This is a genomic window from Methanoculleus taiwanensis, from assembly GCF_004102725.1.
Classification (GTDB): Archaea; Halobacteriota; Methanomicrobia; order Methanomicrobiales; family Methanoculleaceae; genus Methanoculleus_A; species Methanoculleus_A taiwanensis.
In genome coordinates, this window is record NZ_LHQS01000001.1 from 124,697 (window position 1) to 147,806 (window position 23,110).

Annotated in this window: 25 protein-coding genes, 2 tRNA genes and 1 rRNA gene; 11 read left to right on the forward strand and 17 right to left on the reverse strand. The window is 61.0% G+C overall.

Annotation, left to right across the window (positions count from 1 at the left end):
* Positions 1-8: 8 nt before the first annotated feature.
* The 4 genes from frhG to mptA all read right to left on the reverse strand — a co-directional run bounded on the left by frhG (position 9) and on the right by mptA (position 3,992).
* Positions 9-770: a coenzyme F420 hydrogenase subunit gamma gene (frhG, locus tag ABH15_RS00680; RefSeq protein ID WP_174719405.1), complete on the reverse strand. Its 762-nt coding sequence runs from the start codon at positions 768-770 to the stop codon at positions 9-11.
* A gap of 49 nt (positions 771-819) precedes the next feature.
* Positions 820-1,446: a coenzyme F420-reducing hydrogenase, FrhD protein gene (gene frhD / locus ABH15_RS00685; RefSeq protein WP_128692451.1), complete on the reverse strand. Its 627-nt coding sequence runs from the start codon at positions 1,444-1,446 to the stop codon at positions 820-822.
* 10 nt (positions 1,447-1,456) lie between these two features.
* Positions 1,457-2,824, reverse strand: coding sequence for a coenzyme F420 hydrogenase subunit alpha (gene frhA / locus ABH15_RS00690; RefSeq protein WP_128692452.1), 1,368 nt, complete (start codon positions 2,822-2,824; stop codon positions 1,457-1,459).
* Between the two features lie 229 nt (positions 2,825-3,053).
* Entirely contained in the window at positions 3,054-3,992 is a 939-nt protein-coding gene (gene mptA / locus ABH15_RS00695; RefSeq protein ID WP_128692453.1) for a GTP cyclohydrolase MptA, read from the reverse strand.
* Between the two features lie 129 nt (positions 3,993-4,121).
* Here mptA and ilvC point away from each other — a divergent pair, with 129 nt between their 5' ends.
* The 3 genes from ilvC to ABH15_RS00710 all read left to right on the forward strand — a co-directional run bounded on the left by ilvC (position 4,122) and on the right by ABH15_RS00710 (position 6,099).
* Positions 4,122-5,114, forward strand: a complete 993-nt coding sequence (gene ilvC, locus ABH15_RS00700; RefSeq protein ID WP_128692454.1) for a ketol-acid reductoisomerase — start codon at positions 4,122-4,124, stop codon at positions 5,112-5,114.
* Positions 5,115-5,178: 64 nt separating this feature from the next.
* On the forward strand, positions 5,179-5,667 hold the full coding sequence (locus ABH15_RS00705; protein WP_128692455.1) for a flavodoxin family protein: 489 nt from the start codon (positions 5,179-5,181) through the stop codon (positions 5,665-5,667).
* Positions 5,668-5,718: 51 nt separating this feature from the next.
* Complete coding sequence (locus ABH15_RS00710) at positions 5,719-6,099, forward strand: DUF2703 domain-containing protein (protein WP_128692456.1); 381 nt, start codon at positions 5,719-5,721, stop codon at positions 6,097-6,099.
* 37 nt (positions 6,100-6,136) lie between these two features.
* On the opposite strand, the gene purL is transcribed toward ABH15_RS00710, so the two are convergent.
* The gene (gene purL / locus ABH15_RS00715; RefSeq protein ID WP_128692457.1) at positions 6,137-8,212 is read right to left on the reverse strand and encodes a phosphoribosylformylglycinamidine synthase subunit PurL; all 2,076 of its coding nucleotides are present in this window, start codon (positions 8,210-8,212) and stop codon (positions 6,137-6,139) included.
* A 92-nt stretch (positions 8,213-8,304) separates the two neighbouring features.
* Between purL and ABH15_RS00720 the strand changes: the two genes are divergently transcribed.
* Positions 8,305-8,922 carry a translation initiation factor IF-2 subunit beta gene (locus tag ABH15_RS00720; protein ID WP_128692458.1) on the forward strand — a complete coding sequence of 206 codons (618 nt, stop codon included), beginning with the start codon at positions 8,305-8,307 and terminating at the stop codon, positions 8,920-8,922.
* Here the strand turns inward: ABH15_RS00720 and ABH15_RS00725 are convergent, their stop codons facing one another.
* The 6 genes from ABH15_RS00725 to ABH15_RS00750 all read right to left on the reverse strand — a co-directional run bounded on the left by ABH15_RS00725 (position 8,923) and on the right by ABH15_RS00750 (position 13,966).
* Positions 8,923-9,540: a class I SAM-dependent methyltransferase gene (locus ABH15_RS00725; RefSeq protein ID WP_128692459.1), complete on the reverse strand. Its 618-nt coding sequence runs from the start codon at positions 9,538-9,540 to the stop codon at positions 8,923-8,925.
* Positions 9,541-9,549: 9 nt separating this feature from the next.
* Positions 9,550-9,834 (reverse strand): DNA-directed RNA polymerase subunit L, encoded by a 285-nt coding sequence (locus ABH15_RS00730; RefSeq protein ID WP_128692460.1) that lies wholly within the window; start codon positions 9,832-9,834, stop codon positions 9,550-9,552.
* 74 nt (positions 9,835-9,908) lie between these two features.
* Positions 9,909-10,628 (reverse strand): MBL fold metallo-hydrolase, encoded by a 720-nt coding sequence (locus ABH15_RS00735; protein WP_128692461.1) that lies wholly within the window; start codon positions 10,626-10,628, stop codon positions 9,909-9,911.
* Positions 10,625-11,923: an ATP-binding protein gene (locus ABH15_RS00740; RefSeq protein WP_128692462.1), complete on the reverse strand. Its 1,299-nt coding sequence runs from the start codon at positions 11,921-11,923 to the stop codon at positions 10,625-10,627. Before ABH15_RS00740 ends, ABH15_RS00735 begins: the two co-directional genes overlap by 4 nt.
* A 43-nt stretch (positions 11,924-11,966) precedes the next feature.
* Positions 11,967-12,842 carry a type II methionyl aminopeptidase gene (map, locus tag ABH15_RS00745; protein WP_128692463.1) on the reverse strand — a complete coding sequence of 292 codons (876 nt, stop codon included), beginning with the start codon at positions 12,840-12,842 and terminating at the stop codon, positions 11,967-11,969.
* A complete protein-coding gene (locus tag ABH15_RS00750; RefSeq protein WP_128692464.1) occupies positions 12,839-13,966 on the reverse strand; it encodes a M24 family metallopeptidase in 1,128 nt (375 codons plus the stop codon). The genes map and ABH15_RS00750 overlap by 4 nt, the downstream gene beginning before the upstream one ends.
* Before the next feature lie 59 nt (positions 13,967-14,025).
* Between ABH15_RS00750 and ABH15_RS00755 the strand changes: the two genes are divergently transcribed.
* The 3 genes from ABH15_RS00755 (at position 14,026) to ABH15_RS00765 (ending at position 14,711) form a co-directional block, all read left to right on the forward strand.
* Positions 14,026-14,256: a hypothetical protein gene (locus ABH15_RS00755; protein WP_128692465.1), complete on the forward strand. Its 231-nt coding sequence runs from the start codon at positions 14,026-14,028 to the stop codon at positions 14,254-14,256.
* 45 nt (positions 14,257-14,301) lie between these two features.
* A complete protein-coding gene (locus tag ABH15_RS00760; RefSeq protein WP_128692466.1) occupies positions 14,302-14,601 on the forward strand; it encodes a hypothetical protein in 300 nt (99 codons plus the stop codon).
* A gap of 37 nt (positions 14,602-14,638) precedes the next feature.
* Positions 14,639-14,711, forward strand: a tRNA-Asn gene (locus ABH15_RS00765).
* Between the two features lie 115 nt (positions 14,712-14,826).
* Here ABH15_RS00765 and ABH15_RS00770 read toward each other — a convergent pair.
* From ABH15_RS00770 to rrf, 6 genes are all read right to left on the reverse strand, one after another.
* Positions 14,827-15,864, reverse strand: a complete 1,038-nt coding sequence (locus ABH15_RS00770; RefSeq protein ID WP_164913595.1) for a radical SAM/SPASM domain-containing protein — start codon at positions 15,862-15,864, stop codon at positions 14,827-14,829.
* 88 nt (positions 15,865-15,952) lie between these two features.
* On the reverse strand, positions 15,953-16,579 hold the full coding sequence (locus tag ABH15_RS00775) for an FmdE family protein (protein ID WP_128692468.1): 627 nt from the start codon (positions 16,577-16,579) through the stop codon (positions 15,953-15,955).
* A gap of 38 nt (positions 16,580-16,617) precedes the next feature.
* A complete protein-coding gene (locus ABH15_RS00780) occupies positions 16,618-17,385 on the reverse strand; it encodes an ABC transporter ATP-binding protein (protein WP_128692469.1) in 768 nt (255 codons plus the stop codon).
* Complete coding sequence (locus tag ABH15_RS00785; protein ID WP_128692470.1) at positions 17,382-18,506, reverse strand: FecCD family ABC transporter permease; 1,125 nt, start codon at positions 18,504-18,506, stop codon at positions 17,382-17,384. Before ABH15_RS00785 ends, ABH15_RS00780 begins: the two co-directional genes overlap by 4 nt.
* 51 nt (positions 18,507-18,557) lie before the next feature.
* A complete protein-coding gene (locus ABH15_RS00790) occupies positions 18,558-19,709 on the reverse strand; it encodes an iron ABC transporter substrate-binding protein (RefSeq protein WP_128692471.1) in 1,152 nt (383 codons plus the stop codon).
* A 499-nt stretch (positions 19,710-20,208) separates the two neighbouring features.
* Positions 20,209-20,330 (reverse strand): 5S ribosomal RNA (gene rrf / locus ABH15_RS00795).
* Between the two features lie 404 nt (positions 20,331-20,734).
* On the opposite strand from rrf, the gene ABH15_RS00800 reads away from it, so the two are divergent.
* The 4 genes from ABH15_RS00800 to ABH15_RS00815 all read left to right on the forward strand — a co-directional run bounded on the left by ABH15_RS00800 (position 20,735) and on the right by ABH15_RS00815 (position 23,033).
* Positions 20,735-20,809, forward strand: a tRNA-Ile gene (locus ABH15_RS00800).
* A 206-nt stretch (positions 20,810-21,015) separates the two neighbouring features.
* Positions 21,016-22,059, forward strand: coding sequence for an AI-2E family transporter (locus ABH15_RS00805; protein ID WP_128692472.1), 1,044 nt, complete (start codon positions 21,016-21,018; stop codon positions 22,057-22,059).
* 85 nt (positions 22,060-22,144) lie between these two features.
* Positions 22,145-22,516 (forward strand): SpoIIAA family protein, encoded by a 372-nt coding sequence (locus ABH15_RS00810; protein WP_128692473.1) that lies wholly within the window; start codon positions 22,145-22,147, stop codon positions 22,514-22,516.
* Positions 22,517-22,592: 76 nt separating this feature from the next.
* On the forward strand, positions 22,593-23,033 hold the full coding sequence (locus ABH15_RS00815; RefSeq protein WP_128692474.1) for a hypothetical protein: 441 nt from the start codon (positions 22,593-22,595) through the stop codon (positions 23,031-23,033).
* Positions 23,034-23,110 lie beyond the last annotated feature (77 nt).

Below are 23,110 nucleotides of genomic sequence, written 5' to 3' on the forward strand. Positions count from 1 at the left end.
TGGTCACCTCACTTCATAGCTCCATTGATGGCATCGATGATACCCTCATAGTTGTTCATGACGTCGAAGTTGAACCAGCTCCGGGGGCACTGCGAGTAGCAGGCGCCGCACTTGATGCAGAGGTCGCGGTTCACGTTCGGCTTGCCGTACTCCATCGTGATCGCACGAACGGGGCAGGTGCCGGCGCAGGTACCGCATCCCATGCAGAGACCCTGGTTGATGACGTCGTACATCAGGTCGCATCCGCAGGCCTCGTTGCCGCGCTGTGCGAGCTGCATCAGCGGCTTTAAGTATGCGGTTGCGAGCTGCTTCTGCTCGTCGTTGCCTTTCAGGAGCAGGTAGGCCATGACGGCGATGTTCCTGATCGCCTGGGGGCACGGGGGACAGGACGGCAGGTACAGGTCGACGTCCACCACTTCGCTGATGGGGACGAAGGCTTCCTGGCCGGGCTGGTTCCACTGGCCACCGCGGCAGAACCGGGTGATGTTGCCGTATGCCGCACAGGCACCGTAGGCGACCAGGACCGCCGACTTGGCTCTTGCCTCTTTGAGTTCCTCTACCGAGATCTCGTCGTTCAGACAGCACGATCCCTCGACAAGGCACACGTCCATCTCAGGGACGTGGCGCACATCGACCAGCGTCAGGGCATAGACCAGTTCCGCATAGTCATCGAGCAGCTTGAAGAGACCCTCGTAGTTGTCTGCCAACGTCACGAGACATCCCGTACATCCGCTCAGGTGTAATTCACCGATGGTTATCTTATCAGCCACAGGCTTTTCCTCCTTAAGTTCAATATCCACCTTTTGTTCGACACTCACATCAGAGGGCTTCACTGCGGGTTTCGTCTGCGGCAGGCTCGCTGCAGGCTTTTCCTCCGGCGTCTTTCCCGTCGGCACCGGATCCGGTTTCACCGGCTCCTTCTGCTCCGGTTCGTCGCGGGGTTCCCCCATGATGATCTTCTTGATGGTTGATAGCAGCCCCATAATTTACCCCAATCTCTTCGAGTACAATCTGTACCGTTCTGGGAATGGCCCTTTCAACCTCATCAGTGAGCCCTAACTCATACTCATGGCTAACACGCTTCGGCTGGCATCCGATGATCGTGATCTCGATCACGTCCTTCAGTCGCTGCAACGGCTCGGAGAGGTCCCACGAATGGGCATCCCGGTAGGAGCCCGGCGGCAGGTCTTCCGGCCGTATTTTTGCGAGGTCACCGGGATTTCCGCCGAAGTCGGCGATGTCCACGATGATCAGCCTCTTAACCGGAACTTCCCCGTCTTCCATCAGGGTAAAGAGGAAGTGCGGGGCGCCAAGCCCCGCATCGACCACCTTGACATTGTCGGGCAGTTGCAGTTTCTGAAGTTCCTCCACTACAGCAGGTCCAAATCCGTCGTCTGCGAAGAGCGGGTTACCACACCCTGCAATCACGATCTCGCGGAATAGCATGCGTGTACGCTCACTGAATGAGTTTCTGGGTCACTATCCTCTTGTCTTCGTCAACCACCAGCATGTGCGTCGCACACGACACGCAGGGGTCATAGGCACGCATGATAACTTCCGCGAGCCTCCAGGGGGCACCCTCGAGTGCACGGCTGCAGGTGGGGAAGTTCCAGGTGGTCGGGACGAGCATCGAGAAGTACTCGACGCGGCCGTCACGGACCTGAGCCATGTGAACGTCCGTTCCGCGGGGCGCTTCGTTTGCCGCCCAGCCGAGCGAGCCGTCACCCTGGGGGATGTAGTCCGCGACGACGTCGCCGGAGGTGTTCAGTGCATCGAGTGCATTGATGATACCGTAGGCGGTCTCGGGGTACTCCATCTGCCGGGCGATCTGCAGGCCGATGGCTCCCTTCTCGTCGTAGTTCTTGAACTGAACGAGACGGGCGCGGGGTCCGACCTCGACGGGCTGGCCGTCGTAGAGCGGAACGCCGGTGCAAGCCTGCATCTGCGGCCAGGTCTTCGTACCTACGGGTGTGGTTCCACCGATCGGGTAGTTCGGGTCGGCCTCGCTGACCTCCATCTCACCCATGTACCAGTCCCAGGGGCGCACTTCGGTGAAGCGCTCGGGGTACCAGGTGGGGTTCTCGTCGAGGCTCGAGCTGCCGTAGACGGGGTCGGTGGCCATGTAACCCTGGTTGTGGTAGCCGAGATCCTTCGGGATCGGGACTTCGGTGCCGCCGACCTCAGCAAAGTCACGGTTCTGGTAGTTGCGCAGGATCGCGATCATGAACTCCATCTGGTCCTGTGCAAGAACGCGTGCTTCCTTGGCAAGGTCGTAGATCTTGGCCTTGGCACGGGGGGTGATATTCATGTACATACCGCCGACCCGGGGGTTGCTCGGGTGGATGGCTTCGCCGCCGACCATCTCGCCGATCGTCTGCCCAATCTCACGGAGCCGCTGGATCCGAAGCGCAACGCTGCGGACGGGCTCTTCTTTGGTGAACGGGTTGATCTTCGTGTCGGTGCCGGGGATGTACATGTCAGGGAGCGTGAGAATATTGTGGATGGCGTGGCTGTGCATCCTGTTGGCACACTGCAGGATGTATCTGAGCAGCTTCGCGTCCTCCGGGATCTCAACCCCGATCGATGCCTCCATGGCCTCGGTGGCTGCAAGCGTGTGGGCAATCGGACAGATACCGCAGACCCTCGATGCTATCTTAGGGACCTGCTCCATCGTCTTGCCGATTGCGAGTTTCTCAATGCCCCTCACGGGCGTGATGCTGAGCCAGTCGCCGCGCTCGATGATGCCTTCATCATTGACCTTCAGGACGAGCTTGGAGTGGCCTTCGTGTCTCGTAGTTGGGGAAATCTCTACAACTTTCGACAATTATATCGCCTCATTCCGATATTTTGGTGTTCTCTTTGCTATACCGCGGTTACCACACAAATCTGTACAGTAATACGTACTGAGGTACGTCAAAATGCATTATGATGAAAACAGAGTTTATACCTTTCGTTTTAGTACAAAAGATGTTAGCAAAAATTGTTAAATTCGTAACACGAGTTAGTATTATTCATTGTCTCATTATAAAAATTATTTAATAAAATAGTGGACATTAAACATTGTCCCCAAGTTCCCCGATGAGCTCGGCGATCGTGGCCTTGCGCTCTGCGTACGCATCGTGCTGGTGGATGCTCTCTTCATTCGTCTGTTTTATCGTCACAACCGAGTCGCCTGAGATCTGCCTGAACTGCACGATAACCTTCTTGGCCATCTCACGCACGCAGTCTTCCACGAATCGGGGGTTTTTGTGTGCTTCCATGACGACGTAACTCTCGTCTCCACGCTTGAGGAGCTCGTAGATACGCGCGCTCATCGAGTCCTTCAGGATCTTGATGATCTTCTCGAGACTGACGTGCTGGTCGTCGTCGGTCTCGATGGCGAGGAAACCTTTTCCCCGCTGGTTGTGCGATGCCATCGGCACCTCGGCGAGGAACCGGTCGATCGTCTCATCGGCGACACCGAGCTCCGAGAGGACGTGCATCGCATGATCCTTCATGATGTTCTGGGCACAGGGGCAGGCGGTCATTCCGGTCACTTCCGCACCGATGCTCTTCCTGATGATCGGAGAACCGTCGTTCCGCTGAGCGACGGCGTTTGCGTGGACGTTCACCACTTCCTGGCAACTCGTCTCGCTCACCGGCGTCTCACGCCGTACCATAAACTGGCTCACCATCCAGACTTCGGTGCGCTCTGCGTACTCGTGGCGGTCGAGCAGCCGCCGGGCGACGACGCTGCAGAGGTCTTCGATCTCCTTCACTTCACCGTCCGTAGCCTGCTGCAGCACCTCGTCGATGACCTCGAAGTTCCGCGAGAGGTTCGCACCCTTCAGGCTTCCCGGCAGATCGACGAAGACATCGAATGTGGATATGAATATAACCGGCCTTTTGCCGGGACGTGCAACCTCGACGAGTTTTTTGACGTTTTTAACGCCTACCCGTGTCAGATTGATGCGAACATCCGGGCAGGTCGATTGAACATCCGGTAATTCCATTGCAAATCCTCAATAGATTATCGATAAACAGGTTCACAATCATGAACCTTAAAATAATCTATTAAGAAAATCAACCGTCGTCTCATATAATATTTATCAACCTTGGTGCCTATATCATTCTGATATCGTATGGTACAGAAATACTACGAATCTGATGCAGACCCCCGCGTTCTCGAGGGGAAGACCATAGCCGTGGTCGGCTACGGATCCCAGGGCCGGGGGCAGGCACTGAACCTGCGCGATTCCGGCCATCGTGTCGTCATCGGCCTGCGGCCGGGTGGCAGCTGGCAGAAGGCATCCGAAGACGGGTTTGACGTCTACCCGGTAGCAGAGGCAGTGAAACTCGCAGATATCATTCAGATTCTGCTTCCCGACGAGCACCAGGGCGCAGTATACCGTACCGAGATTCTGCCGAACCTCGTTTCGAACAACTGCCTGATGTTCTCGCACGGGTTCAATATCCACTACGGTCAGATCGTACCCCCACCCGACATCGACGTCATCATGGTCGCCCCGAAAGGACCCGGGCACATGGTGCGCCGGACATACGAAGAGGGGAAGGGCGTCCCGGCACTCATCGCCATCCACCAGAACTACACGGGGAAGGCAAAGGCGATTGCACTTGCCTACGCGCAGGGTATCGGTGCGACCCGGGCGGTCGTCCTCGAGACGACGTTTGCCGAGGAGACCGAGACCGATCTCTTCGGCGAGCAGGCGGTGCTCTGCGGCGGTGTGACCTCCCTGATCAAGGCAGGGTTCGAGACCCTCGTCAACGCCGGGTACGACCCCGAGATGGCGTACCTCGAGGTTCTGCACGAACTCAAGCTGATCGTCGACCTCATCTACGAGGGCGGGTTCACCACCATGCGCGACTCGATCAGCAACACAGCGAAGTACGGCGACCTGACCCGCGGCCCCCGCGTCATCGGCCCCGAGGTCTACATGGCGATGGAAGAGGTGCTCGAGGAGATCCAGAACGGCGAGTTCGCCCGCGAGTGGATGCTCGAGAATCTCGTCAACCGCCCCGTCTTCAACGCGCTCACCCGGGCGGACGAGGAACACCTCATCGAGCAGGTTGGCGCCGAGGTCCGCGACCTCATGCCCCAGTTTAAGAAGAAGTAACAGAGCACCCCTCCCTTTTTTCCCGGTCGATACCGGTATATACTCTTCCGCCGAACCTCCGGATATGTCCGTCTGCATCATCTACCATTCGGAGACCGGAAACACCCGGAGCGTGGCCGAGCGGGTCGCCCGGGAGACGGGAGCCGATCTCGTGGAGGTGAAAGATCTCGCCGGCTATTCGAAGGCGGGGATGTACCTCAAAGGCGCCCCGAGGGCCATGCGGGGCGAGAAAGCCGATATACAGCCCGAAAGCATCGACGTCTCGGGCTACGATACGATCGTCCTCGGCAGCCCCGTCTGGGCGTTCAGCCCGACACCTGCCGTCAACGCCGCCATCGACGCCCTGCAGGGGATCGAGGGCAAAAACGTGGTCGTCTTCTGCACCTCGGGCGGGATGCCGGGCAGAACCCTCGAGACGATGAAGGCGATGCTTGGAGAGCGGGGCGCCACTGTCCGGGGAGCGGTCGCGCTCGCGGAGCGGGAACTGAAGAAGGCCGACGCAGTGGATCCCCTGATCGACCTTGTCAGGCCGCGGGCAGTCAGCAGTGCATAACCTGCCAAAAGCGGCAGAACCATCTTCCTTCAGGACAGACGAGATGGCACTATGCAGAGCAAACTTGTGATCGAATGGAGGTATCCCGCAGGCGATGCCGGGACGACCACGGTGCGGTGCGGCGAGCACGGCGTGGTGCTCAGGGGCGTCCTCACCGAGATCGCGACCCTCCTTGAGATGGAGGGGATCGACGTGACCATCACCGAGACGCCCGCCCCCGAGGGGGAGGGGGGAGGCGTCCTCTTCAACGGCATGCCCCTCAAGGAGCTCGTCGAAGGGATGGAGGTGCCCGCCGCACCCGAATCACCTTGCGCCTCCTGCGCCGGGTGCGAGGACGAGGGAAGCTGCCCCGGCGGCGAGGAAGGAGCCGTGATGGTTCCACCCGACCTCATCGGCCGGGCCGCGCTCAAAGCACTCGGGCGACAGGAATAACACTCTTTTTTAAAATCAGAAGAAAAGAAAGAAGCGGTCAGTACCGCATGATCCGGGTCGTGGTCGAGAGCGCCGCCTCGAGCTCGTCCGGGGTTATGGCAAAACTCGTCCCGTCCCAGGTGACGGTGAGGGCGTCGCCGCCTGCCCGGCCGATGACCCGGTGCTCGATGCCGGCGAGGGCGGATACGTCCCTGCAGGCGACCAGGAACCGGCCGTAGGTCTCGGAGAAGAGCTCCTCAAGCGGATCGCCGGCGAGCTCCACCGTCGAACGCGGTGCAAGTTTTGCGAGTGCGGCAAGAAGGCCGCCACGGGAGAGATCGGTGGCGGCGGTCAGGGCACCTGCCCGTACAAGGTTCCGGACGGTAGCCACGACGCCCGGGTCGGCGATTGCAGGCGCCATACCACCGCAGCCCGTCACCGCGTCGAGAACCGAGCCGCCGAAGTCGGGCATGGTCGTGCCGATGAGAACGAGCAGATCGCCGTCTCCAGCAGTCGTCCACCGCCGCACCTCGTCGCTCCGCCCGGCCATTCCGAGGGAGGGCGTGGGCTTGATCTGTGTCTCGAACTCGTCGCTCTCGTTGTAGAGCGAGACATTGCCACCGACGATCGGGATCGCCATCCGGCGTGCCATATCACCGAGCCCGAGGACGGACCGTTCGAGCTGCCAGGCGATCTCCGGGTGGACGGGGCTTGCGAAGTTCAAGCAGTTGACGATGCAGAGCGGATCCGCACCGAGGCAGGCGAGGTTGCTCGCGTTCTCGATGACGGCGTTCGCCATCCCCTCGTAGGGTTTGAGGTAGGTGTGGTGCGGGTTGCAACCGCAGGAGAGGACGAGCGCCGCCCCTTCGAGCCGGAGGACTGCGGCGTCGCCCCTATGCGAGACCGTCCGGAGCTGGACGTCCTTGTCGTACTGTTCGCTCACCCAGTCCTTCCGGGCGACCTCGGGGTGGGCGAGCACCCGGAGGGCAAGTTCTCTGACCGGGGTTATCGGGCGGGCGAACGCAGTCTCCGCCTGATACGGCCGCGTCTCCCACGCACAGAGGGGGGCGCCGGCGACCAGGAGGTCGATCGGAAGGTCGGCAACCGTCTCGCCGTGGAACGTCACGATATACCGGGGCTCGGCGATCACCTCGCCGATATCGCTCCACCGGAGGTCGTACTTCTCGGCGATCGCGCCCATGAGGGCGACATCGTCAGCCTCCACCTCAAGGAGCATCCGCTCCTGCGACTCGGCGAGCATGATCTCGCGGGGCGTCATGCCCGTCTCCCGGAGGTGCACCCGGTCGGCGTGGATGACGGCGCCGAACGTGCTCGCCATCTCGCTCGATGCACCGGCAAGCCCCGCCGCCCCGAGGTCACGGCAGGCAAGCACCTTTCCGGTCTCCGCCATCTCGAGGATCGCCTCGATCAGCAGTTTCTCGGTGAAGGGATCGCCGACCTGCACGCTCGGCCGGTCTTCCGCCTCGGCATCCTCCGCAAGGTCACGGGATGCAAACGAGGCTCCGCCGAGCCCGTCGCGGCCGGTCGAAGCCCCGACGAGGACGAGGCGGGCACCCGGCTTCTTGACGCGGGCGGTCAGGAACCGGTCGGGGCGGACGGTGCCGACACAGACGACGTTGACGAGCGGGTTACCGGCATAGCAGGGATCGAACCCGAGCTCTCCCCGGACGACCGGAACGCCGATACAGTTGCCGTAGTCGCCGATACCGCTGACAATGTGCTCGAAGAGGTAGCGGTTCTTCTCGGCATCGAGCGCTCCGAAGTAGAGCGGATCCATGAGAGCGATCGGGCGGGCACCCATCGAGAGGACGTCGCGGACGATACCCCCGACACCGGTCGCGGATCCGTCATAGGGGTCGACGTAGCTCGGGTGGTTGTGGCTCTCCATCCCGATGGCAATGGCACAGGTCTCGCTGAACCGTACGATGGCGGCGTCGTCCCCCGGCCCGAGCAGTACGTCAGGTCCTTCCGTCGGCAGGGTCTTTAAGAGGGGACGGGTGGATCGGTAACTGCAGTGTTCGCTCCAGAGGTTCTCGAAGCAGGCAATCTCGACCTCGGTCAGATCGCGCTGAAGGGTTGTTCGCAGCAGTTCTAGGTCCTGGGCCGGTAACATAGTGAAAAAAGGTGTGGCTGCTACCTACATAAGCATGTCCACGAGCACCGGCAGGCAACCTTTTATTGAGGTTTCACCGCCCATGTATACGTATGACCGCCTCATACGAGGATCTTCTGAAGAAGGCCTATACCAATATCACCGAGCCGACCGCGACCGAGGAGCGGTTCACCATACCCCCGGCGCGCGTCTTCATCGAAGGGAAGACGACCGTCCTTGACAACTTCGCCGAGATAGCCGATACGCTCAGGCGCGACCAGGATCACCTCATGAAGCACCTCCTCTCCGAGCTCGGCACGGCAGGCAAGATCGACGGAACCCGCGCCATATTCAGCGGCAAGTTCGAGCAGGAGCAGATCAGCACGATCATCAAGGGCTACGTGGACGACTACGTCATCTGCTCGGAGTGCGGCAAGCCGGACACCCGGCTCGTGAAGGACGCCCGCATTCTCATGCTCCGGTGCGACGCCTGCGGAGGGCACCGCCCGGTGCGGAAGCGCAGAGCCACCGCCGATGCCTCGGAATCGTCGAAGCTCGCTGAAGGAGCCATTCTCGACGTCACCATCCAGTTCCTTTCGAAGCGCGGCGACGGCGTCGTCAAGATGGACCGCTACACGATGTACGTGGCGAACGCAAAACCGGGACAGTCCGTCAAGGTCAAGATCACAAGAATAGCAGGTTCGATCGTCTTCACCGAGCGGGCCGAGTGATCAGGGCTTCCTGATCTCGACCCACCATCCCGCTTCTTCTTTCCGGATGCAGTACTGAGCGACACCGCTCTTTTCAAGGTCCTCCAGCAGGAGGGACTCCGGCAGGCTGCCGCTCCGGCGCCGTATATCCTCGTCCCAGTGCGGGTTTCGCCTCCGCATCTCTGTGAAGATCTGCTCGCGGAGCGGCGCGGATCCGAAGCTCCCGCCGATATAGGCGACGCCGCCGGGGGAGAGCAGCCGCTCGATCTCGGCGAATGCGCAGGAACGGTCGTCCCAGAAGAAGAGTGAGCCCCTGCTGACCGCAAGGGCGATGCTGCCGGACGCTACCGGCATCCGGTGCACGTCGGCGACGATCGGGTCGATGAATGAGCCGACGTGGCTTTCGGCAGCGTTTTCCCGGGCGAAGAGCGCCATCGCCGGGTCGGCATCGAGCGCGATGCAGGGTCGGCCGGCCTCCCGGGCAAGAGCGATGGCGAGGAGCCCCGGGCCGCTGCCGATGTCCATACAGCGACCGCTCTGTATCCCCGACCAGTCAAGAAGGCGGCGGGCGATGACGGGGTAGATAGGGGCGAAGACTTCCCGGGCAATCCGGTTGAAGCCTGCGGCACTCTTCCGCATCGGCCCGGGTTACTCGGCGTTGATCCCTGCGAGCTCGCGGAGCAGTCCGGCGGCGTAGCTGGAGAGCCTCTTTGCAGCATCCTGCACCGCATCGAGCGGAGCGCGGTCGCCCTTTGTAGTGACGATCAGCTCAGGGTCGGAGAACTTGAACGGCTGTTTGTACTGCGCCACGTCCACGGCGGGGTCTTTCAGCAGCTCGTCGGCAAGAGCATTCATATAGGTGTTGCCTTCGCCTTCGAAGAGAATCCGCGCCTTCTTCTCCTCAAGCTCCAGGACTTTGATCTTAATGGCCATATCTTCCTAGGTGTGGGAGCAGAAATGGCATATAAGTATGGGTCGCAGAGCCACAGTCCCTGCCGGCCGACGCCCTACCACCGGAAACATTCCATATCGTACCCCGCCTTCGGCATCCCGAACGGCACCATGTGGCTCATGTGGACGACCCGGTAGTCCCGGGCACCGACCGACTCCGCGAGCCCAACGGCATCGGCGTAGTTCATGTGCTTGTGGATCGAGTAGCCAGCAGGGGCGATGCCGTCGATGAGGAGGAGGTCTACGCCGCAGAGGAGGTCGCGGCTCTTCTCCGGAATATCGAGCCTTGTATCGGAGGTGTAGGCAATCCGGGTGCCATCGTGCTCGAGAAGGATGCCGGCGGTGTAGACCGGCGGGTGGTTGACGGGAAAAAAGGTGCACGAAACGCCGAAGAGGTCGAAGGGGGTGTACGCCTCGACGGGATGCGGCGGAAGCGGGAGGAAGTGGAAAAACTGCAGGCAGTACTCCATCACCGGCGGGGGAGCGTAGACGGGCGGCATCTCCTGCACCCGGTAGAACTCGCCGTAGCCGACGAAGTGATCGTAATGGCCGTGCGTCCAGAGAACCGCGTCGATGTGAGGGGAGCAGGCACGCAGGAGCTGCTGACGAAGGTCCGGCGACGAATCGATGAGGATATGCCTCCCCCCGGCCTCGAGAAGCAGCGACGTCCGGAGGCGCGTCCTCCCCGATGCGGCGGCCGCACGGCAGGTTTCGCAGCCACACCCGATCTTCGGTGTCCCGATCGCATCACCGGTGCCGAGGAGCGTGAGGATCATACGTACGCCGAGCCGGTGCCCCGGATCACGTTCCGTTCCTCGACCCGGAGCAGCCCCTGCTCGATATCGACAGGCTCGATCCGGCGGCGGTGCTCCATCAATGCGGAGATGATCGCTTCTTTCATCATCATCCGCAGGTCGGAGCCCGAGAAACCCTCCGTCCGTGCGGCGAGATCCGAAAAGTCGCAGGTACAGTCGACGGAGGAACCGACCTTCTCGAGGATCTGCCGGCGCATCTCCTCGTCGGGGAGCGGAAACTCGACGATCTCGTCGAACCGCCGCCACGCCGCCTCGTCAAGCAGCCGGGGGTGGTTCGTCGCCCCGATCAGGAGAACGCCGTTCTTCACGAAACTGATCTGGTCGATGTTCTTGAGGAGCATATTGACCGCCCGCTTCATGGCGCCATGGTCGTCGGATACACGGGTCTTTGCAACGAAGTCGAACTCGTCGATGAAGAGGATGCAGGGCGAGAGTTTCTTTGCGAGTTCGAAGATCCGGTCGATGTTCTTCGAGGTCTCGCCGAGGTACTGGGAGGTGACCATGGCAAGCCTGACCTCGAGGAGGGGCATGTGGAGCTCGCGGGACATCGCGAGCGCGAGGCTCGTCTTCCCGGTGCCGGGCGGGCCGACGAAGAGGAGCCTGCCGAACTCGTAGATCCCCCGGGCTTTGAGGAAGTCCCGGTTCTCAAGGGCGATGCCGATCTTCTGGATGGCCTCCTCCTGCCGGGGGGTGCAGACCAATCTGTCGATGGAGAACTCGATCTCGTCGGGGGCGTTGATGATGATGAGGTCGCGCGCCTCACGCATCTCCTCGCTCTCCCCGACGACCCGGGAGACACGGGCATCCAAGTACTCCTTTGTATCCTCGAACCGGAAGTTTCTCCCCCGGACGTCCTTGTAGCTGACTGATACCGAGTCTTTTCCCTCAAAGAAGTATGCAAGAACCGGATTCTTCTCGATGAGAGAGGCCCCCCCCTTCTTGACAAACCAGGCAGCCGCGGGGTCGAGCGAGGTGATGGAGAGACGCTGCCCGAACTCTTCGTACCCGACGAACGGGTTCTTCCGGATCGCCGTGGTAGCGGCATCGTCGCTGTCAAAGACCTTCCGGATCGCCCCTTCGCTCACGAGCAGGGGGCGCTTGACCTCCGGGCTCCCTCCGCTGCCGGCACCGAAAAATTTCCGGCTCCGCGGGTTTAGATCGTTTATGTCGAGATCCTGGTTTTTATTGAAGATCTCCGCCGTGAGCAGAATCTCCATGATACCAAGGACGTCGCTGCTTCCCTCTTGACTTGACATAGGTCTGAACGAATATATGGGCGCGCGGGATCGATAAGGGTAGCTACCGGGTGGTGACGGTGCATCCGTCTTCGGTGACGATCAGGGTATGCTCCGCCTGCGAGACGAACGAACCGGCTACGTCGTGCAGCACCGGGTAGGACTGGAGCGTCTGCGATCGCACAAGGCTCGCAAGGCCGATATCGACCTTATCCACGTGCACCCAGCGACGGGCGAACGGGAGGCCGCGGGACGACCTCGCCACCTCGAGGATGCGTTTTGCCGAGGGGAGACGGGCAGGTTTCGTCGATGTCTGCCGGAAGATCTCCGCCCGCGCGCGTTCGGTGACCCGGCCGCTCCCGGTCGTGGCGAACGGCTCGATGGCGACGACCATTCCCTCTTCAAGGACAGGGCCGCCGGTGGTGGCGATGTTCGGGATGTTCGAACCTGCGTGGAGGTCGTAGCGCCCGAGACCGTGGCCGGTGAGGTTTGCAACCGGCTTATAGCCAAGCGCCTCGATCTCGCGCTGGATCGCAGCACCGATCTCACCGGCTGTAATGCCTGGCCGTACCGTCGCGATTGCCGCATCGAGAGCGTTTCTGGACGCGGCAACGAGTGATGCGTGGTCGCCGAGATCGACGGTCATGGCCGTGTCGGCTATGTAACCGTCGAAGTGCACCCCGAGATCGACCTTGACGAGGTCGCCTCTGGCGAAGACCCGCTCGTCCCCCGGCGCGGCGGTGTCGTGGGCGGCGTCCTCGTTGAAGGAGACGTTCAGGGGGAATGCAAGCGCTCCCCCCTCCTCGATCACCATCCCCTCGACACGCTCCACCATCTCAAGGAGCCCGGCTCCTTCGCGCACCCGCTCCGCACCGTACCGGAGCGCTCTCGCTGCCAGCGCCCCCGCCTCTCTGTACAGGTCATATTCCTCGTTCTTCATAGTATAAGCTCCATTGGGTACTGCGTGAACCGGTCAAAGCCATCAGGGCTCACCGCCCCCATATCCTCGAGGCGGACGCCGCCAACCCCTTTGTAGTAGAGGCCGGGTTCGATCGTCACCACGTTGCCGGCGACGAGCGTTTCACCCACAGGCCCGAGAGAGGGCTGCTCGTGGACGTCGAGCCCGACACCGTGGCCGAGGCTGTGGACGAAACCCTGGGTGTCGGTCGCATACCCGCGTTCGCGGAAAAACTCGACGACCCGCTGGTAGAGGTCACCGCCACCGGCGCCGGGGCGAACCAGGGACGACGCCATCTCGTGGGCGTCACGCACCGCCTCGTACATCTCGCGGATCTCGACCGACGGCTCGCCCCATACCACCGTCCGGGTCATATCGGCGTGGTACCCGCTCTTTTCGTCCTGTGGAAAGATATCGATGACGATCGGCTCGCCGGCAAGGAGCGGCCCGCTCCCGGTATGGTGGGGGAGGGCGGTGTCGGCGCCGCAGGCGACGATCGTCTCCTTCGCGCTGCACCCGAACCCGAAGAGCAGGCTGTGCATCTCGCCCCGGACCCGCTCGGAGGTGAGCGGTTCGCCGCCGCGATGGAGGACGCCGTCGACCGGCCGAGCTCCCCGGATGAGCGCGATCGCCCGATCCATCGCCGCCTCGGTGGCACGCTGCACCGACCGGATCCGCTCAAGCTCCTCCGGCGATTTGACCGCACGCATCGCCTCGACCGTCCCGGCATCGAGGATAACCGGCACCGAGACCTCAAGCGCCCGGGCAAGACCGAGCGGGAACCGCTCGGGGACCAGCACCGCCCCGCCCGAGAGACCGGCGATCATGCGGGCGGTCGCCTCCGTCCGGCTCGCCCCATCCTTGAGATACTCGAAGAATCCCGCGTCGGACCGGGTGAGGACCGCGGCGCCGGATTCGCGCACCGCCCGCTCGTACTCCATCTGCGGCACGATCAGCATCCCCCGCTCACCGGGCTTTTTGATGAAGACCACCGGGTCGGTCGTCGTAAACCGGGTCAGGTAGCGCATGTTCGCATCCGCCGAAGGTCCGTACGCGACGTATGCGCACGCCCCCGCGTCTCTGATCGCCGTATCCAGCATAGTCATCCCATTCTCTCTTCCGGTGAAACCACAAGTACTTTTACCATCATGTTCAAGTATGAATGATGGATGAGGCAACCAAACAGGTCTTCAAAGGGAAGTTCATCGTCCTGACGGTGATCCTGAATATTATCATCCTCTGTGTTGCGATGGGCGCCTTTATACTCTTCCGGTACTCGTCGAGCACCACGGCGATCGCCATTGCCGTCGTACTGCTCGCCATCGCGCTGGTTTCGTCGCTCTCGTTCCGGAAACGCTACGGGGCAACGAAACTCTGGCTCGACGAGCACGCATAACGGGAAGACATGAGGGAGAACGACAGCAGCGGGAGTCCGGCAGGCATGCTTGAGAAACTGAAGTCCGAGATAGAACTCGTAACCCGGCACCTGCAGGTGATACGGGCGGTCGCCGAGCACCAGCCGATCGGGATTATGAAGCTCTCGGACATCCTCGATCTCCCGTACCACCGGGTGCGCTACTCACTGCGTATCCTTGAGCAGGAAGGCTACCTCCGCGCGTCGCCGGCAGGAGCGGTGGCGACTCCACGCGCCGAAGAGCTGATCCGGGCTCTGGACGGTCAGGTCGACGAGCTCATCGGGCTCCTGCAGACCCTCAAGGAAGATAATTCCCGTAATCTTTAATAGGATTGCCGCAGACCTTAATAGAGCACTTTGTTGTGCCGCCATAACTCAGTTGGTAGAGTGGCTGGCTGTTAACCAGCATGTCACAGGTTCGAGTCCTGTTGGCGGCGTCCCGGAGTCGGATTCGATTCCTTTGCTTATTTTGTGTATATGTCCCTGACGACCTTCCGTGTCCGGCGTAGCCTGGCCGCACCCGGAAGGCTATGAGGAGGCTCTGCTCCCCGGTCAGAGTTTCGGGACCGTGCATTCGGAGCAGAGCGGTATGGCCTGCCCGGAGAGCTTCGCTCTGCGGAAAGCCACGTACTTTTCACCGTTCCAGATCTCTGAAAAGTTCTCTTTCAGAATATTGCCGAAATTGAACTTCTCAGGGTCCGGATAGCACGAACAGGGCACCACATATCCATCGACGGTGATATAGCAGGACCTGAAGGCGTTTCTGCAGAGCCGCACGTCCCCGTGCAGATACGGGGGAATATCAGTACCGATAGCTCCCCCATTCCGCAGGCCGAACCACTCAAACGGGATTCCATACTCTGTAGCCCGTCGTGCCGCCTCACGCAGAACGGTTCTGGTGCTCTCCGGATTCTCGCTCAACTTCAGGCCGGTCATGCGCTGATCCAGCGCGTCTTCCCCAAAGATTAAGGCCTCCTGGGCAAAGACGTGACCGATCCCCCACTCGTGCGCCGTCGTAACAACATCCGGGAGATCGTGAATATTCTCAGTCGTCCCCGTGAACAAAAATGAGAGCCGTGGTTTCCCGGGCTCCCGCCGATGCTCCACCAAAGTCTGCACGCTCCTACGGATTGTGTCAAAGCAAGAGCCCCTCCGGATCCTCTCAAAGGTGGAGGGAGAAGATGAATCGAAGGATACCGTCACCGAATCTATCCCGGATGCAACCAGCTGACGAGCAACGGATTCATCGATAAGCATGGCATTCGTTGTTGTCCCGACGGCGATGCCGCGGCCTGTACAGTAGTGCACCATTTGCAAGAGATCCCTGCAGAGGAGCGGTTCCCCGATGCCCTGGAGATGGATTCGCTTCAGATAGGGAAACTGCTCTACAATCTTCACAAAATCTGAAAACAGTAAGTCCATTCCTCCTCTGCTCCAGACAGAGTGCTCACAGAAGGGGCAGGAGAGATTGCACCGGGTTGTGGGTTCAATCTGAATGGTATCCGGTTGTGAAACCAGTCGTGTAAGCCCAAGTATCTGTTCGACCCTCCGGAGGAGGAGGTTGGTGAGATATGGTAATCGTCCATACAAAGCCAGACCCCCGGTGCTCCCAGTAGACCTGGCTAAGAGACATATACTTTCCGATCACGCAAGCGGCACCCTGAGGGGGCAGGAGGTGCTACCGCCCTGACGCACGCTCTTCGTAGCAGGGGATGCAGACCCGCTCGCCGTCGAGGGTGCGCATCTTCGCATCGGCGACCGACTCCCCGCAGCAGGCGCAGGCGACTGAGGCGAAGATCCGCGCCGTCTGCGGTGGCTCGACCGATACCTCCCGGACGGCGACGACGCTCTCCTCGGGCAGGGTGAGGAGCCGCTCTGTCACCACCTGCATCAGTTCGTAGAACCGACGCCGCTCCTCATCGGCCGCACCGCCGGAGAAGACCTTCCCCCGCAGGTCGTCCATCTCGGACTTCTCCGGGATATCCGGATTGCAGACCAGGACGCGGACAGCCCGGCCGCTCTCCCGACTGATGAAGGTGAAGACGTGCTTCCCGTAATCCCTGATAATCAGGTTGCCTTTGCCAGCGGTGCAGCCGGTGACCATCTGAATGCCGTCCACGCCGCAAGCGTCCGTCTCCGCGATCGCTACCAGTTCCTCATCATACGGCCTTTCGACCCCGAGCGCCTTCATCGCGGCAAGGGATGCCCGGTAGCCGGTGGCAAGGCCGGGACAGGCATGGCCGTGGAACCGGATGAGGTCTTCAAACGACGCATATCTGTTTTCGTGTGCATTATCTGCTTCCATACTGAATCATCTCGTTACTACTGGTACTATTCTGATAGTCAATCAACGCTACACCGCTCGGGCACGACGCACCGCATACCCCCAAGCTCTCCGATGATCACCGGAAGTCCGTAGACCTCGTTGATAACCTCCGCAGTGACATCCTCCTGGCCGCCGTGGAGGTGGACTCTGCCATCCTTCATGAAGATGAACCGGTCGGCAAACCGGAGAGCCTGGTTCAAGTCGTGCATCGTCATCACCGCCGCGATATTGTGCTGCCGGACGATCTGGACGATCGTCGCGAGGATCTCCACCTGATTCTTCATGTCAAGGCTGCTCGTCGGTTCGTCGAGGAGCAGAACCTTCGGCTCCTGGACGAGCGCCCGGGCGATGGCGACCTTCTGGAGTTCGCCGCCGCTCATCTCATCGATATACGAGAGGCGGAGATGCTCCATCGAAAGCCGCTTGAAGGCGGCATCCACGATAGCGAGGTCCTGCTCGGCGAGGTTCCACCCGATATGCGGACGCCTGCCGAGAAGCACCGCATCGAACGCGGTCAGTCTGCCGGTCTCGACACGCTGGGGGACGTAACCGACCCGGCGGGCGATCTCCATCGTATCGAGGCCGAGCAGGTTCTCGCCGTCGAGGAGAACCGACCCGCTCTTCGGGCGGAGGATCCGGTTTAAGCACTTGAGGAGCGTCGTCTTTCCGACGCCGTTCGGGCCGAGGACGGCAACGGTCTGTCCCGGTTCGATAGTGAACGCGATCTCGTGGAGTACAGCCCGATTCTGATAGAGGAAGCGGAGCTCCTCGACGGAGAGGATCATCGCCGGTACCCCCGGAGGAGCAGGTAGATGAAGACCGGAGCGCCCATAAACGCGGTGAGAACCGCCACGGGGAGGACATACGGCGCCACGATCAGCCGGGCGGCGGTATCCGACGCAAGGAGCAGGATTCCGCCCATGATGCACGAACCCGGGATCAGAAACCGCTGGTCGTCCCCGATGACCCGGCGAACCATGTGTGGACAGACAAGCCCCACAAACCCGATGACGCCGAGGAACGCGACAATCACGGCGGAGACGAGCGCGGCGACGACCATCCCGACGAGCCGGATCCTTTCGACATTGACGCCGAGACCTTTCGCGGTCTCGTCACCGGCATCGATGGCGTTGTAGTTCCAGCGGTTGGCGGCGAAGAAGAGCGTCGCACCGATTACGACGACGGTCATCAGCCCGAGCTCCTGCCAGGTCGCCCGCCCGACGTCGCCGAACGTCCAGAAGACGACGGCAGCGAGCTGCGAATCGTCGGCGAAGTACTGGAGGAACATCGTCCCTGCGGTGAAGAGCGACGAGAGCGCGACGCCCGCGAGCACCATAACCTCCGGCGACGCACCCTTGACCCTCGAGATGCCGAGGATCATCGCCGTCGCGAGGAGGCAGAAGAGAAACGCCATGATCGTCGTCACGTACGGGTTGTTGATCGTGACGGCGTCCGCAACGCTCGATTGCATGGTACCGGCGCCGAGAATGATCACCGAGAAGGCGGCACCGAACGCACCGGCATTCGAGATCCCGAGGGTGAACGGCGAGCCGAGCGGGTTTCTGAGGATCGACTGCATCGCGACGCCGGCGACCGAGAGTCCAACGCCGGCGACGACCGCCGCGAGTGCCTGGGGAAGCCGGATATTCCAGACAATCGCATCCCACTTGTGGGAGACGATATCGCCGAGATGAGGGATCCCGAGGTGAAGCGCCCCGTTGACCCTGTCGATGAGGCCGTTCACCAGGGTGAGAAACACATCGTAAGCGGGAATTGCCACCGCACCGACCGATATCGACAGAACGAACAGGACGCAGAGGACGAGGACACCGCCGATGAGCCAGATATGTTTTCTCCGGACGTAGGCGAGGTAATCCTGCGGCACCGTCCCGTCAGCGAAGTGCATACCATTCACCTCCTCTGTTTCCTGCTTCGGGTATCATCGTTCATCATTCCCTCATAGGGGAATCTGTGTAAATGCCAGACCACCGTACTGCCGGTTTATTCCATCAAAGACCGGTTCCCCGACGAAGAAAGTGTAGATCTCGTCAGCCTTCTCCGCAGGATCGATATCGGCAAAACGGTCGGGATAGAGAACCTTACCGACGAAGTAGGCGTCTGCGAGCACCGAGCCGTAGTTGATGCTGTAGTAGTTGTAGGGCAGGACGCCGTAGACGTTATCACCCTTCACCGCAGAGAGCCCCTGCAGCGCGGGATCGTTCTTCAGTTCCCCGATCGCGCCGTCGCTCTCCATCTGGATGGTGCCGATATCGACGAAGATGTAGTCCGGATCCCAGTCGACGAGCGCTTCCTTGGCAACATCCGCATGCGCCACACCCATGCCCGCCGCGACGTTCTTTGCGTTAACCCAAGAAAACGGCGGGTACGCCGGTTCGGTGGAGATGATGCCGTGGGCTCCGGCCGAGCTCACACCGCCGACGTAGACGGTCTTCTGTTCGGACTCGGGGATGTTGGATGTCCGGTTCTCGAGATCGGTCATCGTCGCCTCGATATAGGCGATAATCTCTTCTGCCCGGTCCTGCTTCCCGATCGCCTCGCCCATGACCCTGAGGCCACTGTAGAATTCAGCCTTCTCCGCGTCATTGCGAAGAGAACCATAGGGGAATGCAACCACCGGGATACCGGTCTTGGCCTGGAGTTTTTCGGCGTCATCAGCGCTCGTCGCGTATGCCGTGCCGGTCGAGCCGGTCTTGAAGACGATCTGCGGGCCGATGCCGATGATCTTCTCCGGGTCGTCCTTGCCCCGGAACTCGCCGATCAGCGGGAGATCCTTAAACTGCGGATTTGCATGGACGTAGGCTCTGGCATCCATCGCCCGATCTTCCTTCTCGATGCTGTCGACACCGACCGCGAGATCCTGCCCCTGCAGGTACACGAGATAACGCAGGCAGCCTGAACCGGAGCAGACAACGCTCTTTGCAGGCGACGGAATCGTTACTGTTCTCCCGAAGCCGTCGGTGACGGCGATCTCCGTTCCGGACGCGCTGCCGGCCTCCTGCGACGTCACGGCTTCGCCGGTACAACCTGCAACGGCAACCATGCCGATGAGAAGGAGCCCGATGAGAGTAATACCAATATAGTTTTTCATGTTATTTCCTCATGAATATCGGATTAAGGATCTGAATTACGCGCACATGCCTTAAAAATATTAGCAATGAGTGTTGATAATACACCTAATGGTAGTCGCCCGTCTTAATTTTCCACGGACGGCCCCTGCCGCGGATCACCATGCCGGCATACATTTTAGAGCAACAGTAAAACGAGAACGCTTCAGATCCAGCCCACAGCGTGAAGATCGCCGGAGGTGAGTGCGGCGGATTACCAGAACTGCTCCGGTGCGCCGGCCGAAAAATCGGTATTCCGAACTCCGTGAAGGGAAAGATGACGATCGGATGAATGAGGAAGCATCCACCTGTCGGCGTCACGAGTTACAGATACTGCCGATGCTCCGGGAGCGACCAGCAGGACGGGATAGGGAATGAGAAATGCGTTTTCCAGAAAGTAAAAAGGCGTACCTCTGCAGAGAGCAATCACAAGTCAGATACTCACCACACAACGAAAACAGACACTTCAGTGAAGAGGGAAGGTAATAGCAGCGTATCCAGGTTCCCGAGGACTCGCGTACCTCAGTACAACGGGTTACGTAAGTGGGCTTCACTGCTGGGTTCGGAATGGGTCCAGGTGTTTCCCCACTGCTATGGCCGCTATTACCAGAGCTTTGCAGGAGTCGCATGTAGCGACCTGCCGCGCTACTATACTATTCACCGTCCAGAGATATAAGGATCGTGCTCTTCTCCGGCTCCCATGGGTCTATCTACAGAATCGATCCCCCGGCCGCGGGATCATCAGGTCGTGAGACGGTTGTCACCCTGTAGACAACTCCAGAGTACGGGATGCCTCGCGCTCAAATCCAGGAGGCGAGCGGAGTTCACGCATCCGGGAATCGCCGAACCCCCGCACTTCCCGATAATGGATGATTCGGCAACTACCCGGCCGCGCATAATTTTTTAAGAGAAGAGAGCGATCTCTATATGCACCGGGGTTCCGGTAATGCCGGGAGATACAGAGATTTTGCCGCATTTCCCCGAGGTTCTCTACGGCAGGCATCATTTTGGGCCCGTAGCTTAGTCCGGTCAGAGCGCCCGGCTCATAACCGGGCGGTCGTGGGTTCGAATCCCTCCGGGCCCACTACTATCCGGAGAGTGAAACCGCTCTCCGCCGCTTCTCTTCGCATGCAGCCTGTTAACCGGGAGGTCAGGCAGCCCGCGTATCCCAAACACCGACGAACGGATCGGGCAGGTCGCCTATGCCACGGCATGCACCGGGGAGAGCAGTCCCTGCCTCGCAACGGCAAACCTTACGTGCAGGGAAGGTGTAGTTCAGTGTGATCGCCAGTGACCCCTCCTACCATCTCCCCTCCGGTCAGGCTCCTCGCTATCGGGGCTGGTATCGTCATCCTCTTCGGGGGGATGCGGGCTGCATCTTCGATCCTCGGCCCCCTCCTCCTCGCCGTCTTCCTCGCCATGGTTACCGTTCCGCTGCTCCGATGGCTCGAACGGCGGGGGCTGCCGACCGCCGCAGCGTCCGGTGTTCTCATCGCCGGGCTGATCGCGGCCTCTGTCGCACTGGCGGCGTTCGTCGGCGTGGCATTCAACCAGCTCGTCGAGGCGCTGCCGGCCTACCAGGAACAGGTGCAGGTCCGGCTCTCTGATCTGCAGTCGATGCTGGCGGCATCCGGGGTCGATACGGCGTCACTGCAGCTCTTCGACCTGCTCGACCGGGGGATGATCATCGGTCAGCTGGCAGCCTTTTTCCGCAGCCTCAGCACCGCCGTCTTCGATCTCGTTCTTATCCTGATAGGAACCGGATTTCTCCTGCTCGAAGCCTCCCGGCTCTCGACCGGCATAGAACAGCGGCTCGGGCCGAAGAGTCCACTGGTCGGACGGTTCCGGCAGTCCAGCCGGATTCTCATCGACTATGTCGTGGTCAGGACGAAGGTCAACCTGATCACCGGGATCGGTGTCGGAGCGCTCCTCTACGCGCTCGGTGTGGACTTCGCCCTGTTATGGGGCCTGCTCACCTTCGTCCTGAGTTACATTCCGTACATCGGCCTCGCCCTCGCTGCCCTTCCCGCTGCAATCCTGGCATGGCTGGAGCTTGGACCCCTCGCCGTCGTGATCATCCTCGTCGGAGTCACCATCGTCAACTTCATCGCGGAGAGCATCCTGTTCCCGCAGATGGCCGGCGAGGGGCTTGACCTCTCACCCTTCGTCGTGCTGGCCTCGGTCATCTTCTGGGGATTCATCCTCGGGGCGGCAGGCGTTTTCCTCGCAGTGCCCCTGACGCTCGCCGTGAAGATGCTCCTTGAGAACTGGCATGAAACCCGCTGGCTCGCAACGCTGATGAGCGGGGGGGACCGGCAGGAGGAACTGACCTAGCACGTACCCGTATGCTGCCCCGGACCGGTTACCCCGCCGACTGCACGCCATAAGACTTTTCTCTCCTTCACCCAGAGGGGAGGGCATGTTCCAACGGATGGCCGGAAGTTCAGGCAGGATCATCGGGTTTCGGATCAGCGGCACGCTCACCGCCGAGGAGGCGAGGGCGATCCTCGTCCCGGAACTGCATCGGGCTATCGAGACATACCACCATATCCATCTGCTGCTGCACCTCGACGGATTCAAGGGGATGACATCCGGGGCAATCTACGAGGAACTAAAGAGTTCCCCTGAAGTAAAGCATATCAAGCGGATAGCCATCGTCAGCGATGCAGGAACCGGGGTGCTCGGGGTTCGGCTCTTCGGAGCCGTCCTCCTCCCCACCGATACCAGAGTCGAGTACTTCCGGAGCGATAACCTGCAAGCGGCATGGGACTGGCTGCAGGAAGGGAAGTAACGCCCGAAGAGAAGCACCGCAAGAGATATCTACGGGGATACAGGAATACCCCGGCCAGCAGGAGAGGAGGCGAGCCGTGCAACCACCGGACGTGCAGGAGGACGATCGGACGCGAGGTTTTCTGGCAGCAATATGTATTGTCATCGCCCTTCTCTTCACCCTTGCCGGGACATCTGCGGTTCTGGCCGCATTCTCGCCCGGGAACCCCGGCGACGATCGGTACGGCGAGGCGCTCCGCGAACTCGACCAGACACTCATCGAACTCGAGCATCTCGATGAATCCACTTCGCGGACGGCAGTCCCGGACGCACGGGAGAAGGTCTCCGCAGCCGTCGGGAGAGTCCGGAAAGCGGGGGGTCCGGATACCGAAGATCTCGCAGCGGCACACGAGGATCTCGAGAGAGCGTTCGCAGCGGTTCCGGACGGCACACCGGCATCCGAAACGGCCGGCGCGATCCGCGGCGAGGTAACGGCGCTCAGAGCCGCATGGCACCGGTGCTTCACCCACCGGGGCTGAGCGAGACGTCTGCTCTGAAGGGCTCTGCAGGCTCTACCGGATCATCATGGATCCCGGCATCCATACTTTTATGAACT